We start from the raw sequence: 20,784 nt of genomic DNA on the forward strand, positions 1-20,784 counted from the left end.
TTTGGAGTGCGCCTTTCATGGCCTATTATTCTACAAATGATTTTAAAGCAGGCCTCAAGGTTATGCTTGATGGCAACCCATGTTCAATCATGGAAAACGAATATGTAAAACCAGGTAAAGGTCAGGCGTTCAACCGTGTGAAACTGCGTAACCTGCGTTCTGGTAAGGTATTGGAAAAAACTTTCAAGTCAGGTGACTCTTTGGAAGCCGCTGATATTGTTGAAGTTGAAATGGATTACCTCTACAACGATGGCGAAATGTGGAACTTCATGGACCCTGTATCTTTCGAGCAAATCGCTGCTGACAAAACCGCAATGGGTGATGCTGCGAAATGGTTAAAAGACGATTCAAATGAAAAATGTACCATCATGTTGTTCAATGGCGTACCTTTAACTGTGAGTCCACCGAACTTTGTTGTGCTTAAAATCGTTGAGACTGATCCAGGTGTACGTGGTGATACTTCAGGCGGTGGTGGAAAGCCAGCGAAACTTGAAACAGGTGCTGTGGTGCGTGTGCCATTGTTCGTACAGCAAGAGGAAAGTGTTCGTGTAGACACGCGTACAGGTGACTATCTAGAGCGTGCATAATCGTTAAACACAAAACATACGATTATCGAAGGGATGATGAAGAATCATCCCTTTTTTTATGCCAAAGTATTAGATAAATAATTTTTGATAAAAGATAAACTGACAAAGATATTTTTCTACAGAAAATAGAGAAAGGGAAATCAAAATAACCACAAGTTATGTATTGGAGAGGTTTTGAATGGAGACAACACAAGCAAAATCAACACTTCCCTCAAAACTCCTATGGAGTTTGGTTGCCATAGTCGGGGCAATTTCATTTGGGATATTGGCGGTGAGTCGCGGTGAGCATGTCAATGCAGTCTGGCTGGTTCTCGCTGCGGTCTGTGTCTATAGCATTGCATATCGGTTCTATAGTTTATTTATTGCAAACAAGGTATTTGAGTTAAATGCCAGACGCTTAACACCAGCGCATCGCTTAAATGATGGTCTGGATTATGTCCCGACCAATAAATATGTTTTATTTGGACATCACTTTGCAGCGATTGCGGGTGCAGGGCCGTTGGTGGGACCAATTCTAGCAGCGCAGATGGGTTATTTGCCTGGAACAATCTGGCTTCTGGTGGGTGTGGTGATTGCTGGGGCAGTGCAGGATTTTCTGGTTCTATTTATTTCAACACGGCGTGATGGCCGTTCCTTGGGAGAAATGGCAAAGCAGGAACTTGGGACTTTTGCAGGTGTCATTGTCATGCTCGGCACATTGGGCGTGATGATCATTATCCTTGCGGTATTGGCTTTAGTTGTTGTAAAAGCCTTGGCACATAGTCCGTGGGGTGTGTTTAGTATTGCCGCCACCATTCCAATTGCCCTGTTTATGGGCATTTATATGCGTTACCTACGTCCAGGAAAAATTGCAGAGGTATCCATCATCGGTTTTGTGCTGATGATGGCTGCAATTGTCTTTGGTGGTGATGTGGCGAAAGACCCATATTGGGGGCAATTGTTTACCCTCAGTGGAACACAGTTGACTTGGGCACTGATCATTTATGGCTTTATTGCCTCTGTCTTGCCAGTCTGGTTGCTGTTGGCACCGCGTGACTATCTATCTACTTTCCTTAAAATCGGTGTGATTGCAGGTCTGGCTGTTGGGATTATCTTTGCCATGCCTGACCTGAAAATGCCTGCGGTGACCCATTTTATTGATGGTACGGGTCCTGTATTTGCAGGCAGTTTATTTCCATTCCTATTTATTACAATTGCTTGCGGTGCAATTTCAGGGTTCCATGCATTGGTTTCTTCTGGAACAACCCCAAAACTGGTTGATAATGAAGTCAATATTCGCATGATCGGCTATGGTGGGATGTTGATGGAATCTGGCGTTGGGATAATGGCAATGATCTGTGCGACAGTGCTTGATCCTGGTGTTTATTTTGCGATTAATGCACCAGCGGCAGTTCTGGGTACAACGGTGGATACGGCTGCGGAAGCGGTGCGTAATCTAGGTTTTATCGTTACACCTGAGATGCTGACTGTGCTTGCTCAGGAAGTTGGTGAAAGTTCAATCCTTTCCCGTACGGGTGGTGCACCAACCTTTGCGATTGGTATGGCACATATCATCTCTGAAATTTTCAATAGCCGTTCCATGATGGCATTCTGGTATCACTTTGCCATTCTGTTTGAAGCCTTATTCATCCTCACTGCGGTAGATGCAGGAACACGTGCCTGTCGTTTCATGGTGCAAGATACGGTCGGTATCGTGGTGCCAGCGGTGAAACAATCCAGTTCATTCTTTGGAAATCTGGTTGGAACCTTTGTTGCGGTTGCAGGCTGGGGCTTCTTTGTTTATCAGGGCGTGGTTGATCCACTGGGTGGGATTAACTCATTGTGGCCGCTATTCGGTATCGGTAACCAGATTCTTGCCTCAATGGCATTGATTTTGGGTACAGTCATTTTGTTCAAGATGAAAAAAGAGAAATATGTTTGGGTCACCATTGTCCCAACAATTTTCCTGTTCATTACCTCAATGACAGCGGGTTGGCAAAAGATTTTCCATGAAAATCCAAAGATTGGTTTCCTTGCGCAAGCCAACCGTTTTTCTGATGCGATTGCGCGTGGTGAGGTGCTTGCTCCAGCCAAAACTGTTGCTGAAATGCAGACAATTGTCATGTCCAATCAGATCAATGCCGCATTGTGTGGCTTCTTTATGATTGTGGCGATTGTGATGGTAATTGCCTCAATTGGAATTGTACGCCGTGCATTGCAAAGTTCTGTGCCTACTGTCAATGAAGCACCCGCAGTTTATTCAGAAACACCGATGACTGCGAATAGCATCAAGGGAGAGTAGGCATGGATTTTAAGATCGCTCGGCAGGGTGGTTCTGTGATTGTAAAGATCATTAAGTTCACGATCCTGTCACAAAAACACCTGATTTTTTCGCCCAAAAATTGGTCGAGGATTGCGGTTTTATGGCAGAACCTGCAAAAAAGTTTTCGTTTGATGGTCGGTGTCCCTGACTATGAAAATTATGTACAGCACATGCAAAAGCATCATCCTGATTTGACACCGATGGATGCCAAGACATTTTATCGTCATTGTATTGATTCACGCTACCCGTCAGCAGGCGGTAATATGAAGAAATGTCCTTGCTAGAAATCTTTTGATTTCTTTGAAAAAAACCTAAAACAGTGTATGTTGAGACATACACTGTTTTATTTTTGGGAGAATATAATGTGGGGCACGGAAAAAGCTTCGGTTCAAGACAAAAAACAACAAAACCAAGAATTAGAACAAGATATTAAAAGCTTTAGCCAAAAGATCGATAAATTTTTAGTAGAAGTGAACCAGCTTATTCTGGATAAACCACAACAAACTAAACTTGCCCTGACCTGTTTACTGGCAGGCGGTCATGTGTTGTTTGAAGACTTACCTGGTTTAGGCAAAACCACGTTGGCCAGTGCACTGGCGCGTTTGGCTGGACTGCATTTCCAGCGTATTCAGTTCACCAATGACATGCTGGCAAGTGATGTGATTGGAATCAATATCTTTAATCAAAAAGAACATTTATTTGAGTTTAAGAAAGGTCCGATTTTTACCCAGATTTTGCTGGCCGATGAAATTAACCGTTGTAGCCCCAAAACACAGAGTGCCTTGCTTGAGGCAATGGAAGAGGGGGCAGTCACGGTGGATGGGATTCATTATGAATTGCCACAGCCATTCTGGGTGTTGGCTACTCAAAATCCGCTGTTTCAAAGTGGAACGTATGCCTTGCCTGAGTCGCAGCTTGACCGTTTCCTCATGCGTTTATCTTTGGGTTATCCATCACGGCAGGCAGAAAAATTGCTGCTACAGCAAAGCTCACGTCAGGTTTTGATTCATCAGTTGGATGCTGTATTTAATCAGGCTGATATTCTGCATTTACGTGAATTGGCAAAACAGGTTTTTCTCAGTGATGCAGTGTTAAATTATATTCTTGATTTAGCAGCTGAAACCCGTAAGCAACGACATGGACTTTCTACCCGCGGCGTATTGGCGCTCAAGGCGGCAGCACAGGCCTATGCACTGGTTGAGGGACGAAGCTTCGTCACAACCGATGATGTGCAAACGGTTTTTGTGGCAGTGGTTGCCCATCGTTTAAGTCTGGGAGAGGTTGAGGTGAAACAGCTTTTGCAGTCAGTTGATACCTTATAGTTGAGAGTGGCTTATGCAGAATGGACTTAGGCAGCGAGTACAGCATTGGATTGCAAAACGCTTTCAGGTGGATGGTACTAAAATACTGTTGCAGAAAGATGTTTTGGTTTTCATTTATAAGCAGGGTTTTTTATACCTCATTTTGATCCTGATTACCTTTATTGCTGGGATTAACTATGCCAATAACCTGATTTTAGGATTCTGCTTTTTAATCAGTGCTATTTTATGTATTAGTTTTTACCTGACTTTCAAACAGTTGCACGGCTTACACATTGAGGTTGTGACTCCAGAAATTGGACAGGTTGAACAGGCTTTAATGCTCAAGCTGCTGTTTAAACAGCCAGCAAATAACAGTCGATATCTGCGGGTGCAATGGCAGCAACAGGAACAGATTTTTTATTTGGATCAAACACAACAAATTTTAGAATTGCCTATTCTTCCTCAAAAGCGGGGGATCTATGAGGTAGGCTCAGTGAAAATTTATTCCACCTATCCTTTAGGACTGGTACGGGCTTGGACTTATCTATATCCCAAACAGAAAGTCTGGATTGCACCCAAAGCCCATGACTGGCAGAAAGAGCATAAACATCAGAGCACAAATGCGAATGACAGTCTGGATGAGTTTAAAGAGTTGAGGGCATTTCAGCAGGGCGATTCCTATCAAAATGTCGCATGGAAGCAGGTTGCACGTGGGCAGGGATTTTTTATCAAGATGTTTGAAGCCCAGGCCAACCATCAACATCTGGAAATTGATTATCAACAGATTCCAACACAGGGACATGAAGAAAAGCTCAGTTTCATGATGAGCTTGATTGAGCAATGTGAACAGTTGGGGGATGACTATGCCGTGATTTTGCCACATGCGAGACTGGAAAGTGGGCAGGGGCAATCACAGCTCATCAAGGCTAAACTTTTACTGGCGCAGGCTTGACGATGACCAAACAAATCTATTTCTGTATTTTGGCCGCGCTGGCATGTATCTTGATTGGGCAAGTCGCCTTTATTCCAGTTACCCTAAGTGGGTTATGGGGTGTTGTTTGGTTAACATTGGTCTGGCGATATAGTAAACACAGGATTAATCCATTTTCTAAACTGGTTTTGATATTGTTTACCTTGCTATCATTAGGGCTGATTTACATCAACTATCAGACCTTGTTGGGTGTGGAGGCAGGTGTCGCTTTTTTAAGCACCTGTTTATTTGCCAAAAGTCTGGAGGCTAAAAATACCCGTGATCTGCTGATCGTGTTCAACTTTGCTTTATTCGTTAGTGCGAGCTTGCTGTTGCACAGTCAGGCATTCTGGATGGCGGTACTTGTATTCTCATCATTTGTGATGTGCCTGATGGGATTGTATCGGATTCAGACCAGTTTATTTAACAACAACACAATCTCCTCAAACCAGTTGAAACAGGACATTAAGCAGATTTTTAAGTTTGTGGGTATTGCAACGCCGTTCTTTATTCTACTGTTTATCTTCTTCCCACGTTTGCCTCCTCTGTGGTCAATTCCAATCCAAAAGGATCGGGCAACCACTGGCATCAGTGACCGCATGTCACCTGGGGATATTGCCGAGCTTTCGCAGTCCTCGGCTTTGGCTTTTCGTGTGGTCGCGAATATGTATCAGTTGCCAAGTCGGCCAGAACTGTATTGGCGTGCTTTGGTGCTGGATGAATATGATGGCACCACCTGGACCAGTAGTTTTTTTAATCAGCAGATCAAAAATATACAAGCTACTTCCCATAGTGTGCCGTACCAATATCTGCCTGCCGATGAACAGGCAAACTGGATTATGGGTTTGGAATATTCAGTTCCTCAGGGACGTTATTTACAGCTTTATCAGGATAACAGTATTCGACCAACCCGATTGATTAAACGTAATCAACCCATTCAAATGCAATGGTTGGGAAGAACATCAACGGAAGTGGTTTCTTTGTCACCACGCCAACTTGAATTTAATATCAGGTTTAAAGAGGGTAGTGATAAAAAAGCCCAGCAATTGGCGCATGAACTGTTTGAGCAGAGCCAGCAGCAATCTGAAAAATACATTCAATCAGTGCTGTCCTGGTATCGTAAAAATGGCTTTGTCTATACCCTGACACCTGGTACTTTAGGTGGGGATCGTATAGATCAATTCCTGTTTTCAAGTCGTAAAGGTTTTTGTGAACATTATGCCTCCAGTTTTGTCATGCTGATGCGTTATGTTGGGATACCTGCACGCGTGGTGACAGGCTATCAGGGTGGACAACTTGCGCCTGATGGTCAAAGTTGGGAGGTTCGCCAACTGGATGCACATGCCTGGAGTGAGGTTTATCTCAATGGCAAGTGGAAAAGAATTGACCCGACTGCAATGATTGCCCCACAACGGATTGATGCGGGGATGCAGGATTATCTGGCAGAAGATCAAACAGTTTGGGGCGATAGCCAAGCACAGGCTTGGCGTGTGCAACAGTTTAAATTATTAAAAAATATGCGTATCTGGAGCGATTACTTAAGTTATCAATGGCAAAGCAAAGTCGTGGGTTATGATGCCGAAAAACAAAAAAACTGGTTGGCTCGACTGGGGCTGGATTCAAGCTATGGCTCTGCTGTGGTTCTCATTTTAGGAATCGGTGGTGTTTTAATGCTCTACATTGGTTTTTATTGGTGGAGACAAAGCAGATGCCAAGAGCAATATCAACGTATCATTTTTAAATTTCAAAAACAGTTACCGAAACATTTGCAAAAATATCCTGCTGAAACTTTCCATAGCTGGATCAAACGTTTGTCGTTACTTGTTGAGGATCAACAATCATTTGAACAAGTGATTGTGTTATATCAAAAAATCGTGTTTTTAGAACAAAAGGATGGTTCCGATATTCATCAATTCAGGAAGTTGCTTAAAGACTGCGCGATTGCACTCAAACAGTCCCAAAAAAACTTGTGAATACGCTGAAAAATGAATATTATGCTTGTCATTCTAGGTGTATAGCTCAGTTGGTTAGAGCGCTACGTTGACATCGTAGAGGTCTCCAGTTCGAGTCTGGATATACCTACCAAATTTTAATGCTTAAATATCAAATGTTTAAGTCGCTAAAGTTGGAATATAACCCAAGTTTTTAATGCTAAATTGGTCAGCTTGATGGTTTAAAATCGTCAAAATTTGCGTCAAAAACACCTTATTATTTCCGTTTTAGCACCAAATGGACACCAAGTTTTTGCTTGGTTTTCTGTGTTGGTGCTGCAACGACACCAAAGGTGATTTTATGCAAAAACCAGTGAAGCGTGGCAATGCTTGGCGTCCAAGTCCGTTATAAAAATCTTCGTGATACCGCAACTAGAGATACTGCTCGTGAATGTGAGCAATGGGCTGCTATACGTCTGCTTGAGATGAAAGCAGAGTATGATCCTAAAAAAACTCAAGAACAAAAACCTTATTTTTCATTCTATGCACTTTGTCAAAAATACTATGATGAAGAAGGTTGTAAGAAAAGAGGCAAATCTTTCATTGAGCAATAAATAAAAAAAGAAACATTTAAAAAGTATTTTGGTGATCTTGCAGAAAAATCAATATATGAAATTGAACCAATTGACATAAAGAATTGGCGAGATAAACGTTTAAAGGATGTCACATCTGGAACGGTACATAGACAAATGTGCCTGTACACTTCTGTGTTTAATTATGCTAAAAATGAACTTTTCATGATTAAAGAAAATCCATTTGCTCAAGTAGTAAAACCTGAAAAGCCCCCATCTCGCAACCGATTAATAAGTCCAAGTGAAATAGAAATCATACTTCAGGCACTTAATTATAAAATTGGTACTACACCTAAAACGCCACGGCAGTATGTTGCTTGGGCTTTTCTTTTTGCGATAGAAACAGCGATGCGAAAATGGGAGATTGTAGGAATTACTTGCAATAATATTCACGCTGATTATGTACACTTACCGATCACTAAAAATGGTGATGCTCGTGATGTGCCATTATCAAAAGAAGCCTGTGAACTTCTTGACTTGGTTCCTTACACTGACCGAGTAAAATTAATTCCTCACAACTCAAATTCATTTCGCTTAGTTTGGCAAAGGGCAATTGGAAAAACTGAACTACATAATATTGTTCATTTCCATGATACACGGCATGAAGCTATTACTTGACTTGTGAACAAGCGTAAATTGCCAGTTGAGATACTTGCCCGATCAGAACAGAAGCAAAACCCAAAAAGTTTTTCAGCAATATCCATATTTAAAAGTCTTTAATGGAGAGATCTTCCAAAATCAAAAGGTCTATACACCCAAACAGATTTATATCTATAGCCAACCCTATAAACGTGACACTTCTTATCTGAATGACATGATTGCTTTTTTTTAAGTATGAAAATATGGAGTTTGACTTTGTTATTTTAGTTTTAACTAGTAAGTTACTTAAAATTTCTAGAGTTGTTGTAAGATTCAGCTAATCTAAACTCCTACCATGGTATAAGATCGAATAGCATTGCTATTTCTAGATAGATAGTCTATTTTATAAATATGAACTATTCAAATTTACCTAAAAGACCACGTGGTCGGCCCACTAAACATGGAAGCAACTATGCAGATACGAAAGACGTATTAATACGTCGTGGTATTGAATTGCTTACAGAACGGGGAATGAATGCCATGAGCCTAGATGATCTCATGAAGCCTATTCAGATTCCTAAAGGTTCGTTCTACCATTATTTTGAGAACAAAGAAGCATTTATTTTAGAAGTATTAAAGGCCTATGAAATTTATTTTGTGAGACGATTGAATAAATTTTTAAGCCAACCAGATCTTCCCCCAGTAGAAAAACTACAAAACTTTGTTAAAGATGCTGGAGAAAAGTTACAAAAATATGATTATAAGCGAGGCTGTATTCTCGGTAATTTAGGGCAAGAGGTTTCTTATTTAGCGCCTGAAATTATTGATCGAATAGAAAGTATTTTTCAGGTGTGGCAGAAAATGGTTTCTGACTGTTTACATGAATTTTACTCTCAATATAGCTTAACAGATTGTAAGGAAATGGCTTACCAATTTTGGATTGGATGGGAAGGTGCCGTTCTTAGAGCACGTTTAATCAAATCTACGAGTCCTTTAGAAGCATTTTTTCGCTTGTTTACATTGGGCGTAGAACAGTTCAATAGCGTAAGAAATTGATTAAAAAATAAATGCATTTTCTGCATTTTTTTAATCAATTCTAGTCGATAGGTCTAATTAAATAAAGAGGATGTTTTATGTACACAGGTATCTTAATCACTAAAGATGACGCTGGTTATGTCTCAAAAGTTGCTGAGATTACTCCAAATCCTTTGCAGGAAGGAGAGGTTAGAGTTGAAGTAAAATATTCAACATTAAATTATAAAGATGCTTTAGCCATTACTGGGCGTTCTCCAGTAGTGCGCAGTTTTCCATTAACACCAGGTATAGATTTCTCAGGTGTTGTAATTGAATCAAAACATCCAGCATGGAAACAAGGAGATGAAGTTCTATTAAATGGTTGGGGTGTTGGGGAAAAATACTCTGGCGGATTAGCTGAACAAGTGACTGTTTCAGGTGATTGGCTCATACAAAAACCTTCTGCTTTTTCTTTTAAAGATACGATGATTATTGGGACAGCAGGTTATACAGCTATGCTGTGTGTCATGGCTTTGCAAAAGCATGGAATCAAACCAAGTGATGGAAAAATTTTAGTAACGGGTGCAAATGGCGGAGTGGGTAGTATTGCCATTATTATTTTGAGTCATCTTGGCTATGAGATTACAGCATCAACTGGTAGACCCCAAGAATCAGAATATTTAACCTATTTAGGTGCGAGTGAAATTATTGATCGCGCTGAATTATCTTCACAAGGAAAGCCGCTAAATAAGGAAATTTGGGCAGGTGTAATTGATACTGTGGGTAGTCATACTTTAGCCAATGCATGTGCTAGTACAAAATATCGTGGTGCTGTCGCTGCGTGTGGTTTAGCTGGTGGAATGGATTTTCCTGCAACAGTTGCTCCATTTATCCTGAGAGGGATTACCTTATATGGAATTGATAGTGTTATGGCACCAATCGAGCTAAGAAAAGAAGCTTGGGAGCGTTTAGCTAAAGAACTAGATAAAATAAAATTGGAAACAGTAACGACTGAAATTCAGTTAACAGATGCTGTAAATATTTCAAATGAAATTTTAGATGGAAAAATAAGAGGTAGGATTGTTGTAAAAGTATAATTTTTAAAGTGGATTTTCAAAATGAGATTTGGCATAGATCTCATTTTTTAGATGAGGATATTACCATTAGTCAATTCATTCCCTTTATTTAATTTTTAGTCAATAGAGTTATTTAAATTATGACCAGTACTTATATAAATGTACAAGACACAGCATTTATCAAGTACTGGTGGAGTTAACTGGTGATCTTTGATGAAAAAGACACTTAAGTTTCAGTATTATTTTAAGGATTTTTGCCATAGTGACTTTACAGATATAGTAGTTATTCCCTCAAAATTTTTATCATAATTAATTAGATTATGTTATGCCTGTCTCATTTTTTCGGGTTTTTCAATGAGTGGGTTCCAAAATGAAAGAAACCCAAAATAAATCTTTGCTTCGAGCCCATATCAGCCTTTGTATGACTTTTGAATTTCTTGTAAAATACTACTTGTGAAGATGTAGACATAAATATAATAAATGATATGTTATAATGTGTCATATGCTGATTTTTAGGTGGTGTTTACCAATAATAAAATCCATAGCCAGTTTGCTAGTTATTTAGCTGAAAAGATATCTATTAAAAATTTTAATTACAGCACTTCATTAATGGTGCTAAATTTAAGTAAAACAATTAAATGATTTAATTTTACAAGTCATACTTTAGACTTGATTTATGGTATCAATAATTTTGATAATATTTATATATTTTGTTTATAACCGATCGAGAAATTAATAAAATCAACTAAATCATCTTCAATATTTAACAGTTCATCAAATTTATTTTGACAGATATAACGAAAAATAATTTCATAAGCTCCGCCAATCGCAGCATCATAAAATAAATCAGGAACAGCTACCCACAATTCAGGTTGTTTGATCTTAATAGCACTATGAATTAATTTAAGTCTTTTTCCTAATTCTGAAAAAAATAAATTGCGTTGCTCTAAACATCGACTCCCAGCTTTTGGGAATTCAATTGCCCATGCCTTAGTGAAGTCCTGTTCACTTACACACAGTTGTAAATAGGCACGTAGAGAAGACCTGATCCATTGATCGCCGTTGCTCCCCTGAGCTTTGATATCCGTAAGTACTTGTTCATACAATGCTTTTCGACCTAAATCATCAGCAGCAAGAAAACAATCTTCTTTATTTTCAAATATTTCATAAAATGCCTGTTTAGATACTCGTGCTGTTTTAACAATGTCAGCAATCGTTGTGGCAGCAAACCCCTTTTCAGCGAATACACTAATTGCTGCTTTAACTAAACGTCGACGTTGCTTTTCACGTGTTTCTTCGGTTAACAGGCTGGTACGGCCTCTGGGTAACCCAGCAGCTTGAGTATCGTAAGCACCAGAAAGTTTTTCCACACTAAATCTTCTACAAATTTTTAATCTTAGCAAAGCTATCATTAACCCGTTTATTGCTCAAGATTGTTTTGTTTAAACAATCTTCAATTGAAAAATAAATATATAAGTTTCAATTGGATGAAAAATATTGATTGACTAAGAATGCAAAGCAATCTACAAAAGAACTAATAAGTACTTTTGTGAATTGGAAATAATATGTCGACCTTAGAAGCTATTAAAATTAGTCAATCTTCCACAGCACATCGTTTGAAAGCTTCTTTCCCTGTCAGACGCTTAAGTTTTGATTTCACCAGTTCAAAGCGTTATTGGTTTAATAATGATGCTTATTTCACCCATTTGATGAATGCAATGTCCGCTATTTTTCCTCAGGGGGAATTGATGCTAATAGAAGCTTTGAGAAATATTCGGGACAAAATTGATGATCCTCTTCTTCAAGCAGAAATCAGTGCTTTTATCGGACAAGAAGCCATGCATGCTAAAGAGCATTTGGCATTCAATCGTTATGCTGATGAACAGCAGATTAATATCGATAAATTACAGAATGAAGTTAAAGCCTTGTACGCCATAATGCAAAAAATATTGCCGAGTATGCATATCATGTCAATTGGGTGTGCGATTGAACATATTACCGCAACCTTAGGGGCTGAACTTTTACGCAATGATCAATGGAATAATCGTTTAGTTGGTCCAGTTGCTGAACTATGGCTTTGGCATGCAGTTGAAGAAAATGAACATAAAGCAGTATTCTTTGATGCTTATGTCGCCTCAGGCGGGGGATATGTATCACGTATTTTTTATATGACCTTCGCAGGCAGTATCTTAACTTTCTTAATTGCAAATAACACACGACGATTGCTTAAAGCAGATCGAATGCTTTCTCTGAAAGGTATAGCGCAGTTCCTCAAAGAGGGAGTCGGTCATCGAGGATTATTAACCTTACAAACCGTTAAAGATTTTCTAGATTATTATCGACCTGATTTTCATCCTTTTGATCATGATACCAAGGCTTTAGAAAAACTCTGGCAGCAACGTTTGGATCTAAAAATTTAAATCTTAGGGAAATACATAAATGAAAACCACATCAAATATTGATGCAACTTATATTCAAGCACAATCAGAAGAAGTGGTAGAACGATTTCTGACTGCTTTGGTTGAACAAGATCATAATGTGATTAGTGAACTCCTTCATTCAGATGTGCTTTATACAAATGTTTCTTTACCGACTTTTAGAGGTGGAAAACGGGTTGCTGGTTTAATCAAACTTGCGCTCAGTAGCTCAAGAAAGTTACAAGTTAAAAATCATCAAATCGTAGCAAAAGGAAATATTGTACTCACCGAGCGTACAGATATTGTAGAAATTGGACCATTGCATATTGGATTTTGGGTATGTGGCACATTTAAAGTGGAGAATGGAAAAATAATTTTATGGCGTGATTATTTTGATTGGTTAAATGTGAGCCAGGGGTTGCTCAGAGGAGTTTTCGGGATAGGAATAACTGGTTTACGTCCCAAGATATAGATTTTTAAGATATTTTTTGAAATTTTCGACTTTGGGGAATTGTGTATCTTTAAGGTTAAAAATAAGTAGTGTATTTGGCTGATAGTGTTTTTTGCGAACAAAGTCCCAAAATGATATTTTATCTTATTTAATAAGTTCTAAAATGGAACTTTAGAAAGAAAAGAGTTGAGTTGTTCTATGAAAGTTCTCGTATCAAGTAAAATGTCATCAGGAAAAATCAAAGATAAGATTAATCAAAAGATTGCTCAAGTGGCAGGGGCTTTAATCGGAGTTGTAAAACCTGAAAAACAGGTTTTATTACCAAGGGAATTTGAACTTAGTCCGCATGTGTATTACAAACGTTTTGGTAGTACGCATTATGGAATTATGATACCTGACTTGCCTGAACCATTCAGGTATTTATCGTGGGCATCCGTAATCGGTTACATTGGTTTTGCCATAACAGATTCAGAATACAAAATATCTCTGGATGGAAAAGGGGATACGGCATCGTTGGTACATGGAACCGCATTATCAACTTCTGATGATGCTTATCAAACGTATTCGATTAAACGTGATTTAACATTTCAAAGAGAACCCTTTGCAGTTCAATTTAAAAATCACACATCTTTGACTCAGCATGGGAACAATTATTTATTAGAAACAGATCGTGATGATTTAAAAGTTGAATTAACACTTGAACCAACTCAAGCAATTACTTGGTTTGCATATAGTGAACTTTATAAGCATTTCAGTACACTTATGCGTTACAAGGGATGTATTACACAACAAGGCATTAAAAAAAATGTTGACGGAATATGTACGTTAGAGTCATGGAAAGCAGTTTCTACATCCTTATTAAGGAATACTTGGTTAGTTGATAATATTCAGCTACCAGTGAAGATTTTTAGTTACCAAGTAATTAATATTGATGAAAAACAACAGCTTTTATTAGTTTTTGTTTGTTATCAAGATCAGCCTATCATAACATCTGTTTATTACCGTCATGTTGATGGTACATCAATACAATATAATGGCGAAGCTCATTTTGAGGTAATGGAATTACAGCATAATCCTGAAAGTACGCCTGATGGTTTCTTGATGGATGTTCCAAAAATTTTTGCATGGACTGCATATCATAACGATAAGAAAATTTTAGATATTAAAGCAAATGTTGATACCGAATATTGTTATGGTTTAGCGGCTGGATTTGTTTCTGCTTATCAGTGGCAAGGCGAGTTTTGCGACCAAAAAGTTAGTGGTAGGGGGTATTTAGAATATATTGATAGACGATAATCTTTATGTGACTGATTTAAAATTAATAATTTTGGATAAATTGAAAGTGATTCAAATTAATTCACTATTTAGCTGTTTTTCTATAATCCCTTTTACAGACTCTCTGTAAGTGTATGAGTTAAACTTTCTGCAGGATTTTATAAAGAAGCTTTGGATTTTATGATAAGACAAAGTTATGGCAATTCCATCTTTAAGGTGAGATTGAAATTGTTGAGGAGCTCTAAATGGATGAGCGAAGATCAGAGCAAAATTAGGATACTCTCTTTGATCCATACTAAGGATATTCTGAAAGGCAAAGGGGCAGAATTGAAAATTTTGACTTTTAGTATGCATATCTTGATTAAGATATAAACTCAAATCCTTTAGAATTTGAGTTTATTGATAACACCATCTGATCAATCTGAAGACAGAATGATAATCTAAAGATCATTAAAACAGACTAGAATGAATCAATCGTAATGAGGTTGTCATAAGGCAATTTTCCAACTCTTGGGTAAGGTTGCGATGCTGATTTACCAACAGCAATCATTAAACACACTACATGATCTTCAGGTAAGTTAATGAGCTTTGCCATCGCATCAAAGTCAAAACCATCCATAGGGCAACTGTCTAAACCATGTTCTTGAGCAAGTAACATCAATGTTTGAGCAAAGATACCCGCGCTACGCATGACTTCGTCACGTTGGGTTTGTGGACGGTCACGGTAATATTGGTCAATTGCGCCAACCATAATATTTTGAACTTCTGGTGAAGCCCCATCCCATACATGCTTCGCATCAACTTCCCATGTACTGACTTTTGCACATAAAACAATCAATAATGATGATTCTGTAACTTGTGGCTGATCCCAGGCAATTGCTCTTATCTGCTTTCTTAATTCAACATTCTCAACCAGCACGGGTCGCCAGTGCTGAAGGTTAAAGGCACTCGGTGCATTTTCCATGACACTGCTTAATAAGTTCTTTTTATCTGTATCCGAGATTTTGAAGTCTGGGTCAAAGCGTTTAATGGCACGGCGTTGTTGAATTGCATCGATTACATTCATACATGATATCCTTGAATCTTTTTTGGAAAAATTATTGGCATTGATAGCGAAGTGCGACTTCGCTTGAGGAAAAATTAGGTAAAAGTTTTAAACGTGAATCTTGATAAGTTTTCCACAATTTTTCATCTTTTAAAACTGGTATTGTTATTGTTTCTCGTTTATCAAAGCCAATCAACGCTGCATCCACAAGTTGATCCACATCCATCATTGGAGGCATTTGACTGATATCAGCACCTGAACGTTCCCATATTGCGGTTTTTGTCGCAGAGGGGAGCACAGCCTGAATATAAACATTGGTTTCTTTGAGTTCTAAGCTCAGGCTTTGACTAAAAAATTCGACAAATGATTTACTTGCACCGTACACGGTCAGACCAAACTCTGGGGCAAGGCCAACTACTGATCCAAGATTGATAATAGCACCAGTGTTTTGAGGGATTAATCTTTGTAGAATTGCGTGAGATAAGCGGACTAACGCTGAGATATTTAAAGAAATCAGTTTCTCAATTTGTTCTAAATCCTGTTCTAAAAACTGACCACTAACGCTAATTCCTGCGTTATTGACCAGTAGATTAATTTGAGGATCGGATTTGAGTCGGTTTTCAATTGATATTACATCTTCATTTTTAGATAAATCGACGGCCATCACTTCAACTTGGACGCCATATTGTTGCTGGATTTTTTGCGCGATTTGGTTTAATCGTTTTTGGTCTCTTGCAACCAGAACTAAATCATACCCTCGTTTTGCCAAACGATCTGCATAGACTGCGCCAATACCTGAGGATGCGCCCGTCACCAGTGCTTTAGAATGCGTATTCATAATTGTATCTCTTTAGATTATGATTGTAATCTAAACTTATATTTTTTTGATGTCAATCATAATCAATGTATAATTAAATTATTACTATCCATGTTGAGCATTGCTAATGAAAGTGACCAAGACTCAGGTTAAAGAAAATCGTGAGAAGATTGTGACTAAGGCGACTGAGCTATTTAGAAGCAAAGGTTATGATGGCATTGGAATTGCTGAATTGATGTCCAGTGCAGGTTTCACACATGGTGGTTTTTATAAGCATTTCAGTTCTAAACTAGACCTGATTCAAATTAGTGTAAAAAATGGTGTTGAACAAGTTTTAAAACAAATTGATGGGTTAAGCTTGAAACAATTTATCCAATTATATGTTTCCAGGCAGCATCGAGATCATGCTGATCAGGGCTGTACTTTGGCTGCTTTATCCTGTGATGCGGCAAGGCAACCTGAGCAAGTCAAACAAGAGTTTGAAAATGGTATCGAACATTTACTGCAATTTATTATGGATGAACTTGCTACACATTCTACTGACGAAGATGCTGAGCTTCGAAAAAAAGCGATTTGTATCTTATCTCAGTCGGTTGGGGCCGTAGTATTGTCTCGGGCATGCCCTGATAATACGCGTTTATCAGATGAAATATTGTTCAATTGTAAAGAGGATTTAATAAAATTTATAGCTGAATAATCTGTGGATGCTTTCTTAATCAAGTGTTTTATCTCAGAATCATTATCATCAGAATTAGCCTAAATAGTTTGATTCGATTCAGGCTAAAACACTGAGCTCATGCACCTATATATAAAATCAAGCCACAGAATGCAGAAGCAAAAATCACATACATGACTTTGACTTCAAAATGGAATAAGGCAACAAATGCTCCAATTGCAATGAATGCAGCTTCAAAGTTGAAAGGATGATTGAATCCATTCGGCCATAAAACGTGATAGCTAAAGAAAAGTGCCAGATTTAAAATTACACCCACTACAGCAGCAGTGATTGCTATTAATGGTGCAGTAAATTTTAACTGATTGTGAGTTGATTCAATCACTGGGGCGCCAGCAAGAATAAAAATGAAAGAAAACAGGAATGTAAACCAGGTAACAATGACGGCACCTAAAGCACCAGCTAAAAATAAATGGTCACTTCCTAATAATGCATGATTGAAGCCACCTAGAAATCCTACAAAGGCAACCACCATAATTAGGGGGCCAGGGATACTTTCTCCGAGCGCTAAGCTATCAATCAGTTGGCATATAAGCCATCGAAAATGTGATTCGATAATGCAAATAGTTGATCATCATCATTTATCTGACTTCGAATACCTTGAATAACTTTTTCAATACCGATTGCTTCGGGAGGCTCAATCCCTCCTACATCAAGGTAATGAACAATTTCAGTGATTCTCTTTAATGCAGGTGTTTCTAAATTAAAACTATGTAAAAGAACTTCGAAAGTCACCCAGTGATTAATGTGGCTGAACGTTGCTCCATCAAAATCGAATCCAAATGCATCTTTGGGGCAGTTACTTGGCGTTTCTAACCAAATGAATGTTGGTGAGGTATCTATAAAGTCTTGATTACCGTTGAATCCAGATCGTAATCGTATTCCAAATATGAATTTGGATTTAGCAATACACACGACGATTTCATTTCTAACTAATACCCATCAGCAGCATTATAGTTAGGCATTGGAAATGCAAAGGCATCTAGAATAAATTATATTCAAGATGCCTAGATTTGGATGATTTATTTAAGATGTGCAATCAGTTTATCAGCTTCTATTTCCCCTTGAACGCGTAAACTTTTTAATTCATTGCCATTATTGTCGATAAAAATGAGTGCAGGTGGGCCATACAAATGCATGGCTTGTAGCCATTCTTTTTGTACTTGGCTACTTTCACTCATATCAAAACGTATCCTTTTGTATTTCGAAAATGCTTCAATCACACGGCTATCACGAAACGTTGAACGTTCCATAACTTGGCAAGCAGCACACCAATCGGCAGATACATCGATCACAACGGTCTGTCTATTTTGTTTGGCTTGATCTAGTAAGGCTTGTAAAGCTTTTGGTTGGCTCACTGTTTCAAAGACTACATTCGCAGGTTTAGTGGTATCAGGTGATACTGCCGTATGGCTTAAAGCTGCAAGTGGGTGTAATGGATCATCTTGGCCTGTTGCAGCTCCGATCCATAAAAATAGCGCCAATACGCTAAGTCCAAGCCCAAATGCTTTGACTAGACGATCTTTATGGTTTTTTGCTTGTTCAAAAGCGCCTAACCAAACCCCATAACCTCCAAGTAAGCCACCCCACATCCATAGCGTTACACTTCCTGTCCAAACGCGAGATAGTAACCAAATTGCGACAGCGATTAATCCAACACCAAAAATACTCTTGATTTGCTCCATCCAGCTTCCAGAGCGTGGCAATAATTTAGCACTTGTGGTACCTAGGATAATCAATGGAATTCCCATACCTAGTCCTAGACTAAATAATGCCATTCCACCAAGTAAGGCATCACCTGTGGCACTGATATAGACCAATACACCCGCTAAAGGTGCAGAAACACAGGGTGAAACAACAAGTGCTGAAAGTGCGCCCATCAGTGCAACCGAACCAATGCGCCCGCCTTTTTGTCGTTGAGAGAATCGATCTAATTTGTTTTGAACAAAATGCGGGAGTTGTAGGGTGTACACACCAAACATGCCGAAAGCTAAAACAATAAACAAAATAGCAAAGCTGATAAGTACCGCTGGTGATTGTAGCCATAGTTGAAGATTTGCTTTCGCACCGAAATACCCCATGAGCGTTCCCATGATGGCATAACACACCGCCATGCCCAGTACATAAGCAAGGGACAGTTTAAAACCTCTCCATCCTGTCAATCGCTCACTTTTTTCACCCGCAATCAAACCTGAAAGAATCGGCATCATGGGAAATACACAAGGTGTAAATGCAAGACCTGCACCTAAGACTAAAAGTGTTAATAAAATGAGTGGCACACTCGCATGATTTAAAAATGCAGCAAGACTAGAGGCGTTATTCAGATCGTAATTTTCATCTTTATTTTTTACGGGACTTGTGGTTTCGAGTGCGGTGTTGGGCTTTTTAATACTAGTTGCAGAAACCAATTTTAATCCTTTGGGATAAATGGTTAGCACTTCATCTACAGGTGGAAAGCATAAGCCACTATCAGCACAACCTTGGTAACGCAATTTGATTTGAACTGTTTCTGGTTGGCTATTACCTAAATGGGTGATGCCAACTTTCATTGTTGCAGCATCATGAAATACAGCAACACGTCCAAAATTAGGATCTTGTTTCCACGCCATATGACCAGCAAACTCGCTTGTACCTATCGTCACATCTTTTGGTGTGAAGACTTCTACATGAATTCGATCTCGATACAAACTGTAATTGGGCGCAATTGTCCATTTCAAATTTAATGCAGCTTGATTTTGATCTGGTTGTACTTTTAATGAAAATGCCTGTTCGACAGGCAAGAAGCTATCTTGAGTTGTATCCACAACTTTCGAGAAATCAGGTGCAGCAGCATTCACGATTTGCAGTGATAAAAAACCTAAAATTAAAACAATAAAAATATGCAGTGTAGATTTATAAACATCTTGTATCGGATTGAAGAACGGTCTCATCCAGACATCCCCTAATTTCATTTATACGGACGTACATTTTTTGATGGATGAAGCGTACTGAACTTAATCACAACTTGCCTTAACACTTGCTTAAGCCATTGCTGGATTGTCTTAAGCAAGTGTTAATGTTTGACCGATTGCATTTCATTAGTCTATGAGCTGAGGAAAATGTGGAGTCAGTCGATGGCTTGGGAAAAACAAACGTTAGCAAAAATAAAATGGCGAATTGCAGTTTTAGCATTACTGAGTTGTGGTGGTGCTTTGAGCGTCAGCACAATTCAGGCAGCAGAACCGTCAGCAGTTTCTGCGAACAATAAAATGTTGCCAGCGAGCGATATTAATTGGTCGAAATATGCAGGGAAAGTGGTTGTGATTGACTTCTGGGCCAGTTGGTGTGGCCCTTGTCGAGAATCTTTTCCTTGGATGAAACAAATGCAAGCCAAGTACGGAAAGGATGGATTGATTTTCGTAGGAATCAATGTAGACAAAGATCCTGCATTAGCGCTCAAGTTTATTCAGCAATATCAGCCTAATTTTGAAATTAGATCAGATCAACAAGGAAAGTTAGCCAGCCAATTTAAGGTACCAGGAATGCCTTCCACATTCATTCTTGGGCGCGATGGTCAGCCAGCAGCAAAACATCAAGGTTTCTTCAAGGCTAAAGAAGCCGAGTATGAGGCTGAGATTGTGCGCTTACTCTCCAATAAAAATACTTAGAGCAGAG

General features: G+C 38.8%; 17 protein-coding genes, 1 tRNA gene and 4 pseudogenes. 16 read left to right on the forward strand and 6 right to left on the reverse strand.

Annotated features, from left to right (window positions below; translation table 11 throughout):
* The first annotated feature begins 17 nt into the window (after nt 1-17).
* The 10 genes and pseudogenes from efp to acuI all read left to right on the forward strand — a co-directional run bounded on the left by efp (nt 18) and on the right by acuI (nt 10,413).
* The gene (efp, locus tag QLH32_RS17980) at nt 18-587 is read left to right on the forward strand and encodes an elongation factor P (RefSeq protein WP_004652839.1); all 570 of its coding nucleotides are present in this window, start codon (nt 18-20) and stop codon (nt 585-587) included.
* A 178-nt stretch (nt 588-765) separates the two neighbouring features.
* Entirely contained in the window at nt 766-2,868 is a 2,103-nt protein-coding gene (locus tag QLH32_RS17985; RefSeq protein WP_283267405.1) for a carbon starvation CstA family protein, read from the forward strand.
* Between the two features lie 2 nt (nt 2,869-2,870).
* Nucleotides 2,871-3,173: a YbdD/YjiX family protein gene (locus QLH32_RS17990; protein ID WP_267979100.1), complete on the forward strand. Its 303-nt coding sequence runs from the start codon at nt 2,871-2,873 to the stop codon at nt 3,171-3,173.
* A 78-nt stretch (nt 3,174-3,251) separates the two neighbouring features.
* A complete protein-coding gene (locus QLH32_RS17995; protein WP_279960667.1) occupies nt 3,252-4,211 on the forward strand; it encodes an AAA family ATPase in 960 nt (319 codons plus the stop codon).
* Between the two features lie 13 nt (nt 4,212-4,224).
* The gene (locus tag QLH32_RS18000; protein WP_283267406.1) at nt 4,225-5,142 is read left to right on the forward strand and encodes a DUF58 domain-containing protein; all 918 of its coding nucleotides are present in this window, start codon (nt 4,225-4,227) and stop codon (nt 5,140-5,142) included.
* Nucleotides 5,143-5,144: 2 nt separating this feature from the next.
* Complete coding sequence (locus tag QLH32_RS18005) at nt 5,145-7,133, forward strand: transglutaminase TgpA family protein (RefSeq protein ID WP_283267407.1); 1,989 nt, start codon at nt 5,145-5,147, stop codon at nt 7,131-7,133.
* Nucleotides 7,134-7,168: 35 nt separating this feature from the next.
* Nucleotides 7,169-7,245 (forward strand) — tRNA-Val (locus QLH32_RS18010).
* A 207-nt stretch (nt 7,246-7,452) separates the two neighbouring features.
* Nucleotides 7,453-8,338: pseudogene (locus QLH32_RS19875) on the forward strand (tyrosine-type recombinase/integrase); the annotation flags it as partial.
* A gap of 375 nt (nt 8,339-8,713) precedes the next feature.
* Nucleotides 8,714-9,358, forward strand: a complete 645-nt coding sequence (locus QLH32_RS18025; protein WP_283267412.1) for a TetR/AcrR family transcriptional regulator — start codon at nt 8,714-8,716, stop codon at nt 9,356-9,358.
* Nucleotides 9,359-9,435: 77 nt separating this feature from the next.
* Nucleotides 9,436-10,413: an acrylyl-CoA reductase (NADPH) gene (gene acuI, locus QLH32_RS18030; protein ID WP_283267413.1), complete on the forward strand. Its 978-nt coding sequence runs from the start codon at nt 9,436-9,438 to the stop codon at nt 10,411-10,413.
* Between the two features lie 680 nt (nt 10,414-11,093).
* Here the strand turns inward: acuI and QLH32_RS18035 are convergent.
* On the reverse strand, nt 11,094-11,762 hold the full coding sequence (locus QLH32_RS18035) for a TetR/AcrR family transcriptional regulator (RefSeq protein ID WP_283267415.1): 669 nt from the start codon (nt 11,760-11,762) through the stop codon (nt 11,094-11,096).
* A gap of 195 nt (nt 11,763-11,957) precedes the next feature.
* Between QLH32_RS18035 and QLH32_RS18040 the strand changes: the two genes are divergently transcribed.
* The 3 genes from QLH32_RS18040 (at nt 11,958) to QLH32_RS18050 (ending at nt 14,556) form a co-directional block, all read left to right on the forward strand.
* Nucleotides 11,958-12,812, forward strand: a complete 855-nt coding sequence (locus QLH32_RS18040; RefSeq protein ID WP_283267416.1) for a metal-dependent hydrolase — start codon at nt 11,958-11,960, stop codon at nt 12,810-12,812.
* Between the two features lie 19 nt (nt 12,813-12,831).
* Nucleotides 12,832-13,281 carry a limonene-1,2-epoxide hydrolase family protein gene (locus QLH32_RS18045; protein WP_283267417.1) on the forward strand — a complete coding sequence of 150 codons (450 nt, stop codon included), beginning with the start codon at nt 12,832-12,834 and terminating at the stop codon, nt 13,279-13,281.
* Between the two features lie 177 nt (nt 13,282-13,458).
* Nucleotides 13,459-14,556 (forward strand): DUF6670 family protein, encoded by a 1,098-nt coding sequence (locus tag QLH32_RS18050; protein ID WP_283267418.1) that lies wholly within the window; start codon nt 13,459-13,461, stop codon nt 14,554-14,556.
* 439 nt (nt 14,557-14,995) lie between these two features.
* On the opposite strand, the gene QLH32_RS18055 is transcribed toward QLH32_RS18050, so the two are convergent.
* Nucleotides 14,996-15,601 (reverse strand): nitroreductase family protein, encoded by a 606-nt coding sequence (locus QLH32_RS18055; RefSeq protein ID WP_279960675.1) that lies wholly within the window; start codon nt 15,599-15,601, stop codon nt 14,996-14,998.
* A 31-nt stretch (nt 15,602-15,632) separates the two neighbouring features.
* Nucleotides 15,633-16,418, reverse strand: a complete 786-nt coding sequence (locus QLH32_RS18060; protein WP_283267419.1) for an SDR family NAD(P)-dependent oxidoreductase — start codon at nt 16,416-16,418, stop codon at nt 15,633-15,635.
* Between the two features lie 106 nt (nt 16,419-16,524).
* On the opposite strand from QLH32_RS18060, the gene QLH32_RS18065 reads away from it, so the two are divergent.
* Complete coding sequence (locus QLH32_RS18065; protein ID WP_283267420.1) at nt 16,525-17,094, forward strand: TetR/AcrR family transcriptional regulator; 570 nt, start codon at nt 16,525-16,527, stop codon at nt 17,092-17,094.
* 97 nt (nt 17,095-17,191) lie between these two features.
* On the opposite strand, the pseudogene QLH32_RS18070 reads toward QLH32_RS18065, so the two are convergent.
* A pseudogene (locus QLH32_RS18070) lies at nt 17,192-17,680 on the reverse strand (chromate transporter); the annotation flags it as partial.
* Nucleotides 17,650-17,976: pseudogene (locus QLH32_RS18075) on the reverse strand (chromate resistance protein ChrB domain-containing protein); the annotation flags it as partial. The pseudogenes QLH32_RS18075 and QLH32_RS18070, both read right to left, overlap by 31 nt.
* Before the next feature lie 7 nt (nt 17,977-17,983).
* On the opposite strand from QLH32_RS18075, the pseudogene QLH32_RS18080 reads away from it, so the two are divergent.
* Nucleotides 17,984-18,088: pseudogene (locus QLH32_RS18080) on the forward strand (potassium-transporting ATPase subunit KdpA); the annotation flags it as partial.
* 64 nt (nt 18,089-18,152) lie between these two features.
* Here QLH32_RS18080 and dsbD read toward each other — a convergent pair.
* Nucleotides 18,153-20,060, reverse strand: coding sequence for a protein-disulfide reductase DsbD (gene dsbD / locus QLH32_RS18085; protein WP_283267422.1), 1,908 nt, complete (start codon nt 20,058-20,060; stop codon nt 18,153-18,155).
* Nucleotides 20,061-20,243: 183 nt separating this feature from the next.
* On the opposite strand from dsbD, the gene QLH32_RS18090 reads away from it, so the two are divergent.
* Entirely contained in the window at nt 20,244-20,777 is a 534-nt protein-coding gene (locus tag QLH32_RS18090; protein ID WP_283267423.1) for a TlpA family protein disulfide reductase, read from the forward strand.
* Nucleotides 20,778-20,784 lie beyond the last annotated feature (7 nt).

The sequence above is a fragment of the Acinetobacter corruptisaponis genome (assembly GCF_030053775.1).
Taxonomy (GTDB): domain Bacteria; phylum Pseudomonadota; class Gammaproteobacteria; order Pseudomonadales; family Moraxellaceae; genus Acinetobacter; species Acinetobacter corruptisaponis.